Raw genomic sequence first — 13,783 nt, 5'->3', positions numbered from 1 at the left:
TTGTGCTAAAATCACTATGTATGAAATGTTATGAAATAGGGAGTGAACATTATGGTTAAATGTATAGGAGTTTTAACTTCTGGAGGAGATGCTCCAGGAATGAACGCTGCTGTAAGAGCAGTAGCGCGTACATGCTTAAATAAAGGAATTGAAGTATATGGTGTAAAACTTGGTTATAAAGGATTACACGATGGAGAATTTATTAAGTTTGATCGTCATAGCACACGTAACATTATTAATATTGGTGGTACTATGTTAAAATCAGCAAGATTCCCTGAATTCAAAGATCCTGAAGTAAGAAAAGAAGCAATTGAAAAAATGAAAGAAGTAGGAATGGAAGCTTTAGTTGTTATCGGTGGTGACGGAAGTTACAATGGTGCATTAAAGTTAACTGAAATGGGTATCAACTGTATCGGTATTCCAGGAACAATTGATAATGATATTCCTGATACTGATCATACAATTGGATTTGATACTGCATTAAATACAATTGTTGATGCATTAGACAAATTAAGAGATACATCAAGTTCTCATCAAAGATGTACTATTCTTGAAGTTATGGGACGTAGATGTGGAGATTTAGCTATCAATGCTGGTATCGCTGATGGTGCTGAAATGGTAATCACTAGTGAAATTGGTTTTGATGAAAATAAAGTAATTGAAGTATTAAAAGCTTCAAAAGCATCTGATAAAAAACATGCAATCGTTGTTATTACAGAACATATTACAGATGTACATGAATTAGCTAAAAAAGTTGAAGCTGCAACTGGTTTTGAAACTCGTGCAAACGTTTTAGGACATATGCAACGTGGTGGTAGACCATCAGCAAGAGATAGAGTTCTTGCTTCAAGAATGGGTGTTTATGCCGTTGAATTACTTGAAGCTGGAAAAGGTGGTTTATGTGTAAGTGAAGTAAATGGTCAAATCAAAGGATTACCAATTACTGAAGTATTAGGACATAAACGTGAAACTGACTTTAGTATTTACGAAGATGCTATTAAACTTCGTTAATATAAACTTAAATGAAAATATGATTGTGAGGATATTAGGATGGTATTAGAAAAAGAAAGAAAAAAGAAAACACGTATTGTGTGTACAATTGGGCCAGCTTCTGAAGATAAAAAAGTCTTAACTAAATTAGTTCAAGCTGGTATGAACGTAATGAGATTAAACTTCTCTCATGGTGATTTCGAAGAACATGGGGGAAGAATTAAAACTTTAAGAGAAATCAACAAAGAATTAAACAAAAACGTAGCTATCTTATTAGATACTAAAGGACCTGAAATTAGAACTGGTGATTTCGTTGGTGGAAAAACTGAATTCAAAAAAGGTCAAGTTTCTACTATCTGTGTAGAAGATATTGAAGGAACAAGTGAAAGATTTACAATCACTTATAAAGATTTATATAAAGATGTTAAACCAGGTGGTTTCATCTTAGTAAACGATGGTCAAGTAGAATTATTAGTTGATCATGTTGATGGTACTGATATCGTATGTATCTGTGCTAACGATGGTGTTGTTAAAAACAAACGTGGAATCAACGTTCCAGGAATCAAATTAGGATTCGATTACTTATCAGAAAAAGATATCGGAGATTTAACTTTTGGTTGTCAACAAGGTGTTGATTTCATCGCTGCATCATTCGTAAGACGTCCACAAGATGTTTTAGATGTTAAAAAATTATTAATTGAAAACGGTCGTCCTGAAATTCAAATCATCGCTAAAATCGAAAACAGCGAAGGTGTTGAAAACATGGATGAAATCTTAAAAGTTGCTGATGGTATCATGGTTGCTCGTGGTGACTTAGGTGTAGAAATTCCTGCTGAAGATGTACCATTAATTCAAAAAGAATTAATCAATAAATGTCGTGCTGCAGGTAAAATCGTTATCACTGCTACTCAAATGTTAGATAGTATGCAAGAAAACCCAAGACCAACACGTGCTGAAGTATCTGACGTTGCTAACGCAATCTATGATGGTACTGATGCAATCATGTTATCTGGTGAATCTGCTCAAGGTAAATATCCAGTAGAAGCTGTTGAAACTATGACTAAAATTGCTTTAAAAACTGAAGGAACTTTAGATTATGCTTCATTACAAAGAAAAGCAATCAGAACTGCTTCATTAGATCAAAGTGAAGCTATCTGTATGTCAGTTGCTGAAATCGCATCTAAATTCAACGTTGCTGCAATCGTTGCATTCACTGATTCAGGATTTACAGCTAGAAAAATGTCTAGATATCGTACAAAATCTATGATTATTGCTGCTACTCCAAATGAACAAACTACAAGAGCATTAGCTATTAACTGGGGTGTTAAATCAGTATTATGTAAACAAATGGATACAAGAGCTGCTATGATTGAATATGCTCAAGTTATCGCTAAAGAAAACTTAGTTGAACCAGGTGAACAAATCATTGTTACTGCTGGTACACCAGGTGTTGCTGGAACTACTTCTTACTTAGAATTAATTACAGTAAAATAATTAAAATTAATAAAAAAAGCTCCGTTTCATTTGAAACGGAGTTTTAATTTTAGTTTCTTTTAGAAATAACAAGGGCAAGTTTTCCAATGATTTTAAATTCATGATAATTATATTCATTAATAATAATTGGAGAATATTTATCATTTGCAGGTTGTAAAATAATACAATTTTGTTTAGAATCATTAAAATATTTTTTACATGTTGCAATATTATCTTCAATGCCAAAACATCCCACATCACCATTATTAAGTTGCTGTGTCTTTTCAAAAATAATAAGATCCCCAGATTGAATATTTTCATCAATCATACTATCTCCATCAGCATATTGACAAAAGTAATCCTTTCGAGAACTTAATAGAGATTCAGGTAAAGAAATATATTCTTCAATATTGTCTTCAACAAAAATACCATCTCCACAACAAACATCACTATATAAGGGAATATCTATATTATGACTATGTCCATGATAGGCTGGCTCATCAATACCTAATAAATAATTAGGAGTAACATTAAATATTTCTGCAAGTCGGGAAAGTGTTTCCTTTTTTAAATTTGGAACACGTCCGTTTTCATATTTTGCAATTGCTGATTTTTGAACACCGAGCATTTCTCCTAGTTGTTGTTGAGTTAAACCCTTTTCTTTTCTTAATTTTTTAATACGTTCACCTGTCATCTAATCACTCCTTGTGTCTTAATATTACCATATTATAGACTATGTAGTAAACAAAATATCTAAAAAAGACACAAAAGTATTGACGAAACTTAGAGATGGAGTTATATTATAAGTGTCTTAAAAAGATACATTAATAAAAATAAATTTTAAAAGTTGAAATTAAAGAAACAAAAGGAGGAACTATTATGGAAAAATTATCAAATAAGGGATTAGTTACAATCATTTTAGGAGCATTAATGATGGGATCGGTAGTAGTTCAATGTGTTTCGCATATCATTGATGCGATACTTATTTTTTAAAAATCTTGCTTTTTATATACAAATAGTTATAATAAGTTCCATTAGTATGAAGTTCAAAATAATTTTAAGGAGATACAAATGGAAAAAATTGCAATTATAACAGATTCATGTAGTGATATAAAAAAAGAATATAGAGAGTTATATGATATACATGTTTTACCAATACAAATTCAATATGATGGAAAGAGTTATAGAGATGGTGTAGATATTACTTCTAATGATATTTATGCGATTCAAGATGAAAAAGTAATTAAAACTTCTTCACCAGTTGGAGAAGATTTGTTTAATTTATTAGATCAACTAAAAGATAAAGGATGTACTCATGTTATTGGTTTATTTTTATCTAGTGGTATATCTGGGACAGGTAATCAAATGAGGTTATTTTGTCAAACTTATGAGAAATTAAAATGTCATATTGTTGATAGTCAAAGTGCATCAGTGGGATTAGGAGTTATTGCTATTAGTCTTGCTAAATATAGAGAAGAAGGAAAGTCTTTTGATGAATTAATTGAAATTGCAGATTTCTTGTGCCATCAAAATTATGCTTATTTTTCAATAGATGATTTAAATTATTTACAAAAAGGTGGACGTATTGGTAAGGCTTCGGCATTTTTAGGAACAACACTAAAGATCAAACCAATTCTTTCTTTTGAAAAAGAAAATGGAGAAATTTATGTTCCAGCTAAAGTGAGAGGTTCAAAGAAAGTAAAATCAAAATTGATAGATTTAATAGAAAGTCATCTTGAAGAAAATCCACATCAAAAATTTGCATTGGCTATTGCAGATGCTAATAATTTGGAAGAAAGAAATATTTTGGAAGGAATGTTAAAAGAAAGGTTTCCTCAATTTACATATATAATCGATGGTCATGTTGGTGCTGCTTTATCTTGTTATCTTGGTTCAGGACTTTTAGGAGTAGCAATTCAATTTTTACCAGAATAAAAAATATTCAGGGTGTCCTGAATATTTTTTATATTATTTCCATAATTTTCCGTTTTGATAAACTTTAACAATTAATTGAGCGATTTCATCAATTCCCATATCACTATTAATACATAAATCATAGTCTTTCATATTTGCCCATGTATTTGTTGTGTAATAATTATAATAACTCTTTCTTTGTTTATCTCTTTTTTGAACATATTTTTTAGTATTTTCGTGTTCTTCTTTATAATCTTTTTCAACACGTTCAATTCTAGATTCTAAAGGAGCATACACAAATATTCTTAAAACATGAGGATAGTCTTCTAAAATATAGTTTGCACATCCATTAACAATAATACAATCTTCTTTTTCAGCAAGATGTTTAATGATTTTGGCTTGTGTAGCATAAACTTGGTCATTAATTGGTAAAACAAGAGGACCATTATTAAGTGAATAAGCAAAACTTGATGATTTTTCTTGAGATGCTTTACGAATTGTATCAATATCAATACCTAATTGGCGCGCTGTTTCATCAATAAGTTCATTATCATAGAAAGCAATATTTAAAGCTTCAGCTACTTTTTTAGCAATCAATCTTCCTCCAGAACCATATTCTCTTGTAATAGTAATAATTTTTTGAGTCATAATAAGAACCTCCTTATATATAGTATATTATATCATATTTTTTAAATAACTCTAACTAAATAGTGTATAATAATAGATAGATGTATAAGGAGGCTTTTTATAATGTGGTTTAATGAAAGTGTATTTTATCAAATTTATACTCTTAATTTTTGTGGGGCTCCTCGTGATAATGATGGAATTGTGGAACACCGTATTTTAAGATTGAATGATTTTATGGATTATTTTGAAGATTTAGGAATAAATGCTATTTATTTTAATCCTGTGTTTTCAAGTGATCATCATGGTTATGATACAAGAGATTATTGTAAAATTGATGAACGTTTAGGAACAAATGAAGATTTTATTGAAATTTGTAAAAATTTACATGATAGAGGGATGCGTGTTGTTTTAGATGGTGTTTTTAATCATGTAGGAAGAGGCTTCTTTGCTTTTCAAGATGTTTTAAATAATAGAGAAAATAGTCAATATAAAGATTGGTTTAGAATTGATTTTAACGGCAATTCACCTTATGATGATGGTTTTTATTATGAGGGATGGGAAGGACATTATGAATTAGTTAAATTAAATTTAGATCATCCAGATGTTCAAAATTATTTATTAAGTGCTATTGATTATTGGATTGATGCCTTTGATATTGATGGTATTCGTTTAGATGTTGCCTATAGTTTACCAAGATGGTTTATGGCAATGTTAAAAGATCATTGTAGACAAAAAAAGGCGGATTTTTTCTTGTTAGGTGAAGTTTTAGGTGATAATGCAGGATATATGTTTAGTGAAGCACATTTAGATAGTATTACAGATTATCCTGGTTTTAAAGGACTTTGGTCTTCGTTTAATTCATTAAATATGTTTGAAATGGCTCATACAATAAAACGTAATTATGGAGAAATGTATAGAGGACAAACATTATTTAGTTTTGTTGATAATCATGATGTAGAAAGAATAGCATCTAAATTAACAGATTTAGAAAAATTACCACTTATTTATGGTATGTTATTTTCTTTACCAGGAATACCATGTATCTATTATGGAAGTGAATGGGGACAAACCGGAAAGAAAGAACAGGGAAGTGATGATTCTTTAAGACCAGAGTTTACCAAACCAATGCCTAATGATTTAACAAAATATATAAAAAAATTGATTTCTATTAGAAATCAATCATCTGCTTTACAAAAAGGTGAGTTTAAAGAATTGGTTTTAACAAATAAACAATTTGTTTTTGAAAGAAATGATCAACAAGAAAGAATTATTGTAGCATTAAATTTAGATGATCAAGAATTTACCATTTCTTTAAATGAAAATCTTATTTCTTTAATTGATCAACAAGAAATTGAAAATCAAGGACAAATAGTATTAAAGCCCAAAACAATTCATTATTTTAAAGTAAAATAAAAGGTTCGAAAGAACCTTTTATTTATTCAATAACCATAGCATTTTCGATTGGTACTAATGGATATTCTTTATTAATATGATCATAGTATAAAACACCATCAAAATGATCAAGTTCATGTTGTAAACAAATAGCTAAAAATCCTCGAGCAACAATTTTTACATCTTTGTTTGTAAGTACGTCAAATCCTTCAACAGTGATTTTAGCATGACGTGGAACATAACCTTTTACATCTTCAGGAACTGATAAACATGCTTCTCCAGTTTTTAAATAAGATTGTTTAGGTGTATAAGAAACAATCTTAGGATTCGCCAAAGCATAATCAGTAGATTTTGTTACATTTCCTTCTTCATCATAATCTAAAACATGGATGGCACACATTCTTTTTGGAACACCAAGTTGAATAGCTGCAATACCTACTGCAGGTCTTAAATCATATTTTTCAGAAAGTTCTTCATCTTGGCTTGCAACTAAAAATTCATGCATTTTCATGAGTAAATCATGATTTTCTTTGGATAGAGGAAGTTCAACCTCTTTTGACACTGTTCTAATTAATTCGTTTGAATCATCTATAATATCTTTCATTAATAACATTTTTTTCACCTCATTCGTGGTTATTATAACATATTTTGAGGTGATTGAAATATCTAAGGTCTAATTCTTGAATTACCACAAATGATTAATAATAAGAAAACAACTAAAACAATTGCAAACCAACTACATCCTGTATTGTTGCAACCAAAGCCACCCATAATAGGTGTATAGCCGCATGTGTTGCATCCACCACAGCCAAATGGATTATTGACATATCCATTGCAGTTATAATCACAGTTCATTGTTTATCCCTCCTTTACTATTACCATATTATGATTTCAAATAATTGTATGGGGGATTTATCATAAGTCATTTATTTTTATACTTTTTTAAGTTATAATATTTTACTGAAATGAGGTGTAAATAATGGACTATAATTATCCACTAGACTATACATGGTCAACAGAAGATATTATTGATGTTATGTCTTTATATAATGCAGTAGAAAAAGCATATGAAGAAGGAATAAGTAAAACAGATTTTTTAAATGCTTATAGAAAATTTAAAAATGTTGTTGGGACAAAGAGTGAAGAAAAGCAAATTGATAAAGAATTCCAAGATGTTTCTGGATATTCTATTTATAAAGTTTTTAAAGCAAGTCAAGAAAATGATTGGATCAAATTATAATGACAAAAAGAATAAAAGCTTTTTTTAGAAAAAAAGGGGCAGATAAGCCTATCTTTTTTGCAGTTTTTGTATTGATTTGTTTAGGAATTGTAATGATTGGTTCAGCATCAATTGGAGCGGTCTCTTCAAAAGGAACGGCATTTGCAATAAAAAATATGATTACACAATCTATTTATGTAGCAATAGGTGTTTTTATTATGATGGTTCTTACAAAGGGTTTTAAATTAAAAATGATTAATTACAGAAGTTCAATGGCTGTATATATTATGGGAATCATCTCAATGTGTGGCTGTGTTTTTTGGACGACCAAAGGTTCACATGCTTGGATTCATTTAGGTCCTTTTACAGTACAGCCAGCAGAATTTATGAAAATTGGTATGGTTCTTATTTTATCTTATATGCTTACTGAAACTGATTCAGCATTTGTAGTAAAAGGAAAATTTAGAACAGCTGAATTAAAAAGTAAATTTTATAAAGATAAATTTAACAAATGTGTTTTGTTCCCTTTAGCTCTTATGGTTTTTGCATTTGGAATAGGAGTTATTGTACAAAAGGATTTAGGAAGTTCTCTTATTCTAGCAGCAATTTGTTTTGTTTGTTTTATGTCAACACCAAGAGATTATTATAAAAAATATAAAAAACTCGTTTGGATTGCTTTAGCTGTAGCGGTTATTATTTTAGGATTCTTAATTACAGCTGTTTTACAGGGATATCAATTACAACGTATTGATTCTTGGTTAAAACCATTAAAAATAGAAAATATTTATGATAGTTCATGGCAACTTGTCAATTCTTTGATTGCTTTTACAGATGGTGGTATTTTTGGACTTGGATTAGGGAATTCTATTCAAAAATATGATTATATTCCAGAGGCACATAATGATTTTATAGGGGCCATTATTTATGAAGAACTTGGTATTTTTGGGTTGGCTTTAATGATTATTCCAACAGCTATTATTATTTTTAGATTATTAAAATATGCAGATCAAATTCAAAATAATAAATCAAGAGTTATTTTGATAGGAATAGCTTCTTATTTTATGTTACATTTATTTGTTAATTTAGGTGGCGTTTCAGGATTGATTCCAATGACAGGTGTTCCATTATTATTGGTATCATCTGGGGGATCTTCAACGATTGCTGCTTTAATAGCAATAGGTATTGCCCAAGCAATTATTTCCAAGTTCAACAAAGAACAACTAGAAAAAACAGACACACAATTATAAATGTTTCATATGATATATTAGGTGATTTGATGGATAATTTAAAAGAGTTTAAAGCTTTTTTAAAGACAATACCAAGTATTAAAGAAGATGTATTAAATCATCGCTATACTTGGCAAGAAATATATGAAATCTATACAATGTATGGAGAAGATGATCATTTTTTTAAACCGTATAAGGAACATCCAATAGAAAATATGAATGTTTTAGAAATTATCAAAAATGTTGATTTGGAATCATTATCTTCTTCTTTGCAATCAATCGAAAAAGTTTTAGGAATTGTTTCTAATCTTTTAGATAAAAATAAAGAAGGTAAATAATGAAAGAAGAAGTTTTAGATTATATACGTAAGCATCCTGTTTGGTATGTTACATTATGTCATTATCCAGAAAAATATGATGATTTATTAGATGAAATACATCAAAAAAAACAAAGTACAGTTTTAGAAAAGCTAGAAAGAATATCAATACTAATGAGTATGTTGGAGATGTTACAATGAATGAAACAATATATGATTTAATAGATGCTATCAAAGAAGATAAGCGCTATCTACAATTTAAAGAGCAATCTTTAAAATTATTAAATCAAGAAACAAAAGAATTATTAGATAATTATCAAAATCTTTTACAAGAATTAGATGATTTGAAAAAGTTTGAAAAATATATTGATTTGACACAGAAAAGACAAGAATTAAATGAAGTAAGAAAAAGAATGTCACAAAATGAAAACATTCAAAAATATTATCAAAGTTATTATAAAATCAATGAATTACTCGATGAAGTAACAAAAATTGTTTTTAAAGATATTAGTGATTCATTAGATACATCAGGGTATAAATTATGAGAGTGATTGCAGGAAAGTATAAAAAAAGACAATTAAAAGTTCCTAAGAGTCAATTAACAAGACCGACAACAGATAAAAATAAGGAAAACCTTTTTAATATGATTGGACCATATTTTCAAGGAGGAACGGTATTAGATTTATTTGGAGGTAGTGGTGGACTTGGAATAGAAGCGATTTCTAGAGGGTGTAATACACTTTATAGTGTGGATCATCAATACGAAGCTTTTAAAACAATTAAAGAAAATTTTTCTCTTTTAAAATTGGAAAATTGTTTTCCCTTGAAAATGGATTATAAAAAAGCTTTAAAATATTTGTATGAAAAAGGTATAAAGTTTGATTATGTTTTTTTAGATCCACCTTATGGAAAAGGACTTGTTGATGATATTCTTCAATATTTAATTGATCATCAAATGTTGAATCCACAAGCGTGTATTGTAGTAGAAGAATTAAAAGAAGTTGAGTTTAAAGAAATAGAAGGAATTGAGTTGAATAAAAGAAAAGAGTATGGAATTACAGCTCTTAATATTTTTTATTATGAGGATTAAATCATGAAGAAAATTGCTGTATATAATGGATCGTTTGATCCAGTTACAAATGGACATTTAGATATTATTGAACGTGCTGCAAAGATATTTGACATATTATATGTAACGGTAGCTATTCATCCAACAAAAGTAGGCTTGTTTACGATTGAACAAAGAAAAGAACTTTTAAAAAAAGCAACAGCTCATTTAAAAAATGTAATTGTTGATTCAACAGATGAACTTTTTATGGATTATGTCAAAAAAGTCAATGGACAAGTGCTTATCCGTGGCTTACGTTCAACAACAGATTTCGATTATGAATTACAATATGCACAATCTAATCAATATTTAAATAGTCAAATAGAAATAATGTATTTAATGACAAAGCCATCACATTCTTTTATCTCATCATCTGTCGTTAAAGAAATAGCTAGTTATCATAAGCCACTTACAGGCTTAGTGCCAGAGTGTGTTGAAGATGCATTAAAAAAAGTATATCAAGATCAATAAATCGCTTCGGCGATTTTTTTTAGTCCAATTTGTTCTAAAATCATAGAGTAGATTGTAAATCATATACACTGATAAAGAGGTGATCAAATGAATATTTTTATTGGAGAAAATAATTTAAAAGATTATGTTTTTTTAAAATCGATTATTGAAAAATGGGGTATAGAAAGACAACAAGAAATCTATTTTCATTGGTATAAACAGCTTTATTATCAATTACCAAAATGTTTAAAAAACTGTGATCTTGTATTTTTAGAATTAGATATGAAACATATCAATGGTTTTGAATTTGCAAAGATTTTAAGAAAAAAAGATTTATCAATACCGATTGTTTTTCAAACAAAAAATACACATTATGGGATATTAAGTTATCAAGTACAAGCGATGCACTACTTATTAAAGCCACTTGTTCAACAAGAAATATATAAAATACTTGATCGCGTTTTATTACATCAACATTCTAAGACATTTATTTATCAGTTTAAAAAAGAAGTTCACAAAATACCTTATGAAGACATTATTTATATAGAAGCTTATCAACACCATGTTATGATTCATCAAAATGATATAGCAAAAAGAAATTATCTCAGTTTAAAAGAAATAGCTTTACAATTAGATGATTCTTTTTGTCGTTGTCATCGAAGCTATATTGTTAATTTAAAATATGTTGAGAGGATAGAAGGAATGAATTGTATCACTAAAAATAAACAAGTTATTCCTATTTCTAAGAAATACAAAAATGATTTTATTGAAAAAATCGTGAGACAAATGTGAAACAAATTTGAGACAAAAATGAGACAAATGTGAAACAAATTCGAGACGAATTATTTTGTAAAATGTATTAAAATAGATGTGGGTGAAGAAGATGAAATGTTCGAGATGTCAAAATGAAGATGTTCAATATTTTTTTGAAAACAATGGGCGTATTTATTGTAGAAAATGTATTGCTTTTTCTACAAAGACAGTTAACTTAAAACCTGTTAAAAATGAAAAGAAAATATACTATCATTTAAATTATTCATTAAACTTAGAACAAGAAAGAACTTCAAGATTATTGATAGAAAGATATCAAAATCATCAAAATACAGTATTAAAAGCAGTAACAGGAGCAGGAAAGACGGAAATGATTTATGGTGTCATTGAATATGCATTGAATTTAGGACATCATGTTTGTTTGACGATGCCAAGAAAAGAATTGGTTATAGAATTAGCAAAGAGAATTCAAAAACAATTTTTTAATATTCAGCCCATTCTTGTTTATGGAGGACATACAGAGTGTTTAGAAGGACAATTTATTATTTGTACAACACATCAGCTGTATCGGTATCCACGAATGTTTGATTTATTGATTTTAGATGAGTATGATGCTTTTCCATATCGTGATAATGAAGTTTTGGAAAATATATTAATGAATAGTATAAAGGGAAATTATGTGTTTATGTCTGCAACGATTGAAAGTGGAGATGTACAAGTCTTACAAAGGTTTCATCATCAACCATTACCAATTCCTACTTGTAAGGTAATGGGAAACTTTATGATGTTGTGTCATCTTGTTTATCAATTAAAAAAGTATCAAAAAGATAAAAAACCGGTGTTTCTTTTTGTACCACGTATTGAAATGACAAGACAAGTACAAAAATTTCTTAAATTCTTTTCTATTAAAAGTCACTGTGCTACGTCAAAAGAACAAAATATTCATCAATCATTAGAAATGATTAAATCCCATGAAATAGATGTTATTGTATGTACAACAGTTTTAGAAAGAGGAATGACTGTTGAAAATGTACAAGTTATTATTTTACATGGTGAACATCCCCTTTTTGATAAAGAAATACTTATTCAAATAGCAGGGCGAACAGGGCGAAAAGTACCCTATACAAATGGAGATATTATCATTTATACAAATAGACAAACGAAGGCTATTAAAGAATGTATCAAGGATCTTCAACAAAGCAATGCCTTATCTGCCATAAAGAGTTAAATCAACAACAAGATCTTTTTCACTTGGTGAATAATTCTTCTCTTTGTTTAAGCTGTATAAGAAAATTTAAAATAATAAATAGTGATATAAGGATTCAAGGATATCATGTCAAGGTTTTATATGAATATAATGATTTTTTTAGACAACTCCTTTTTCAATATAAAGCATTAGATGATTATGCTTTAAAAGATTGTTTTATAGAATCATTTCAAGAATTAAAAAGGACCTACAAAAATTATATCATTGTTGTTATTCCTAGTAGTCAAAAAGATAATAAAAGACGTGGCTTTTGTCCTAATGTTGAAATTGTTAAGACATTTTCTCAACATATTTTTACAGGTTTGTATAAAAAAGAAGACTACAAACAGACAAAACAAAAAGATCGAAGCCAAGTAAAGAAAATATTATCTATTAAAGAGGGAAATCTTCTTTATAAGAAGAATGTTTTAATATTTGATGATGTGATGACTTCATCAAATACTTTACAAGCAGCGTTTCAGCAAGTAGAAAAATATCACCCTAAACAAATAAAAGCATTAGTATTGGCTTGCCCTCATATTGATTATTTTAAAAAATAATCAATTCTATTGTAGACACTAAGAAAACCACTAACCAATAGTAAGGGTAAGCTTTATGCTTTTGCTAGAAATGTTTTTTATTACTTTTTCAACAAATATGTAAAATAGTGTGAACTATTTGACAATAGAGATGACATTTTTTTGTTATAAATGACACGTAAAATTTATTTGTCGAATGAAAATGATAACTTTTTTATAAAATATTAAATATACTGAAATAGACAAGGAAAGGATGATGAAAGTGCAAGGAAGAGTCAAATGGTTTAATGCCGAAAAGGGATTTGGATTTATTGATCGAGGAGAAGGAAAAGATGTCTTTGTTCATTATAGCCAAATTGTTCAAAATGGATATAAAACACTTAATGAAGGCGAATTAGTTGAGTTTGAATTATATCAAAGCGAACGCGGTATGCAGGCAAAACATGTCGTAAAAATCTAGAGATAATCTCTAGATTTTTATTTTAAGTAGGGATATTTAAATTTTGCTTTTA

19 protein-coding genes are annotated in these 13,783 nt (G+C 28.7%); 15 read left to right on the top strand and 4 right to left on the bottom strand.

Annotation, left to right across the window (positions count from 1 at the left end):
* Window positions 1–51 precede the first annotated feature (51 nt).
* The gene (pfkA, locus tag LJD32_RS00815) at window positions 52–1,011 is read left to right on the top strand and encodes a 6-phosphofructokinase (protein WP_022002930.1); all 960 of its coding nucleotides are present in this window, start codon (window positions 52–54) and stop codon (window positions 1,009–1,011) included.
* A gap of 39 nt (window positions 1,012–1,050) precedes the next feature.
* A complete protein-coding gene (gene pyk, locus LJD32_RS00810; protein ID WP_032090528.1) occupies window positions 1,051–2,484 on the top strand; it encodes a pyruvate kinase in 1,434 nt (477 codons plus the stop codon).
* A 49-nt stretch (window positions 2,485–2,533) separates the two neighbouring features.
* On the opposite strand, the gene LJD32_RS00805 is transcribed toward pyk, so the two are convergent.
* Window positions 2,534–3,157 carry a LexA family protein gene (locus LJD32_RS00805; protein WP_022002928.1) on the bottom strand — a complete coding sequence of 208 codons (624 nt, stop codon included), beginning with the start codon at window positions 3,155–3,157 and terminating at the stop codon, window positions 2,534–2,536.
* Window positions 3,158–3,534: 377 nt separating this feature from the next.
* Between LJD32_RS00805 and LJD32_RS00800 the strand changes: the two genes are divergently transcribed.
* Complete coding sequence (locus LJD32_RS00800) at window positions 3,535–4,398, top strand: DegV family protein (RefSeq protein WP_227359095.1); 864 nt, start codon at window positions 3,535–3,537, stop codon at window positions 4,396–4,398.
* Window positions 4,399–4,431: 33 nt separating this feature from the next.
* Here the strand turns inward: LJD32_RS00800 and LJD32_RS00795 are convergent, their stop codons facing one another.
* A complete protein-coding gene (locus LJD32_RS00795) occupies window positions 4,432–5,025 on the bottom strand; it encodes an AAA family ATPase (protein WP_032090526.1) in 594 nt (197 codons plus the stop codon).
* A 102-nt stretch (window positions 5,026–5,127) separates the two neighbouring features.
* On the opposite strand from LJD32_RS00795, the gene LJD32_RS00790 reads away from it, so the two are divergent.
* A complete protein-coding gene (locus tag LJD32_RS00790) occupies window positions 5,128–6,417 on the top strand; it encodes an alpha-amylase family glycosyl hydrolase (protein WP_227391461.1) in 1,290 nt (429 codons plus the stop codon).
* 22 nt (window positions 6,418–6,439) lie between these two features.
* Here the strand turns inward: LJD32_RS00790 and def are convergent, their stop codons facing one another.
* The gene (def, locus tag LJD32_RS00785; RefSeq protein ID WP_032090524.1) at window positions 6,440–7,009 is read right to left on the bottom strand and encodes a peptide deformylase; all 570 of its coding nucleotides are present in this window, start codon (window positions 7,007–7,009) and stop codon (window positions 6,440–6,442) included.
* A 53-nt stretch (window positions 7,010–7,062) separates the two neighbouring features.
* On the bottom strand, window positions 7,063–7,251 hold the full coding sequence (locus LJD32_RS00780; protein ID WP_022002922.1) for a hypothetical protein: 189 nt from the start codon (window positions 7,249–7,251) through the stop codon (window positions 7,063–7,065).
* A 124-nt stretch (window positions 7,252–7,375) separates the two neighbouring features.
* Between LJD32_RS00780 and LJD32_RS00775 the strand changes: the two genes are divergently transcribed.
* The 11 genes from LJD32_RS00775 to LJD32_RS00725 all read left to right on the top strand — a co-directional run bounded on the left by LJD32_RS00775 (window position 7,376) and on the right by LJD32_RS00725 (window position 13,731).
* Window positions 7,376–7,636 carry a UPF0223 family protein gene (locus LJD32_RS00775; protein WP_032090522.1) on the top strand — a complete coding sequence of 87 codons (261 nt, stop codon included), beginning with the start codon at window positions 7,376–7,378 and terminating at the stop codon, window positions 7,634–7,636.
* Window positions 7,636–8,862 carry an FtsW/RodA/SpoVE family cell cycle protein gene (locus LJD32_RS00770; protein ID WP_227359094.1) on the top strand — a complete coding sequence of 409 codons (1,227 nt, stop codon included), beginning with the start codon at window positions 7,636–7,638 and terminating at the stop codon, window positions 8,860–8,862. The genes LJD32_RS00775 and LJD32_RS00770 overlap by 1 nt, the downstream gene beginning before the upstream one ends.
* A 29-nt stretch (window positions 8,863–8,891) precedes the next feature.
* Window positions 8,892–9,179 (top strand): YlbD family protein, encoded by a 288-nt coding sequence (ylbD, locus tag LJD32_RS00765; RefSeq protein ID WP_227391462.1) that lies wholly within the window; start codon window positions 8,892–8,894, stop codon window positions 9,177–9,179.
* Complete coding sequence (locus tag LJD32_RS00760) at window positions 9,179–9,358, top strand: YlbE-like family protein (RefSeq protein ID WP_119363703.1); 180 nt, start codon at window positions 9,179–9,181, stop codon at window positions 9,356–9,358. Before ylbD ends, LJD32_RS00760 begins: the two co-directional genes overlap by 1 nt.
* Window positions 9,355–9,702 (top strand): YlbF family regulator, encoded by a 348-nt coding sequence (locus LJD32_RS00755; protein WP_022002917.1) that lies wholly within the window; start codon window positions 9,355–9,357, stop codon window positions 9,700–9,702. The genes LJD32_RS00760 and LJD32_RS00755 overlap by 4 nt, the downstream gene beginning before the upstream one ends.
* Window positions 9,699–10,247, top strand: a complete 549-nt coding sequence (rsmD, locus tag LJD32_RS00750; protein WP_227391463.1) for a 16S rRNA (guanine(966)-N(2))-methyltransferase RsmD — start codon at window positions 9,699–9,701, stop codon at window positions 10,245–10,247. The genes LJD32_RS00755 and rsmD overlap by 4 nt, the downstream gene beginning before the upstream one ends.
* Before the next feature lie 3 nt (window positions 10,248–10,250).
* Window positions 10,251–10,736 (top strand): pantetheine-phosphate adenylyltransferase, encoded by a 486-nt coding sequence (coaD, locus tag LJD32_RS00745; protein ID WP_022002915.1) that lies wholly within the window; start codon window positions 10,251–10,253, stop codon window positions 10,734–10,736.
* Between the two features lie 87 nt (window positions 10,737–10,823).
* Window positions 10,824–11,507, top strand: coding sequence for a LytR/AlgR family response regulator transcription factor (locus LJD32_RS00740; protein ID WP_227391464.1), 684 nt, complete (start codon window positions 10,824–10,826; stop codon window positions 11,505–11,507).
* A gap of 91 nt (window positions 11,508–11,598) precedes the next feature.
* Entirely contained in the window at window positions 11,599–12,714 is a 1,116-nt protein-coding gene (locus LJD32_RS00735; protein ID WP_147579508.1) for a DEAD/DEAH box helicase, read from the top strand.
* Entirely contained in the window at window positions 12,663–13,292 is a 630-nt protein-coding gene (locus tag LJD32_RS00730) for a ComF family protein (protein ID WP_022002912.1), read from the top strand. The genes LJD32_RS00735 and LJD32_RS00730 overlap by 52 nt, the downstream gene beginning before the upstream one ends.
* 235 nt (window positions 13,293–13,527) lie before the next feature.
* Window positions 13,528–13,731, top strand: coding sequence for a cold-shock protein (locus LJD32_RS00725; RefSeq protein ID WP_022002911.1), 204 nt, complete (start codon window positions 13,528–13,530; stop codon window positions 13,729–13,731).
* The last annotated feature ends 52 nt before the right edge of the window (window positions 13,732–13,783 follow it).

It is taken from the genome of Faecalibacillus sp. TM498 (assembly GCF_020589955.1).
Taxonomy (GTDB): domain Bacteria; phylum Bacillota_I; class Bacilli_A; order Erysipelotrichales; family Coprobacillaceae; genus Faecalibacillus; species Faecalibacillus intestinalis.
Note: the sequence above shows the minus strand (reverse complement) of the source record. Positions and strands in the feature narration are given on the sequence as shown.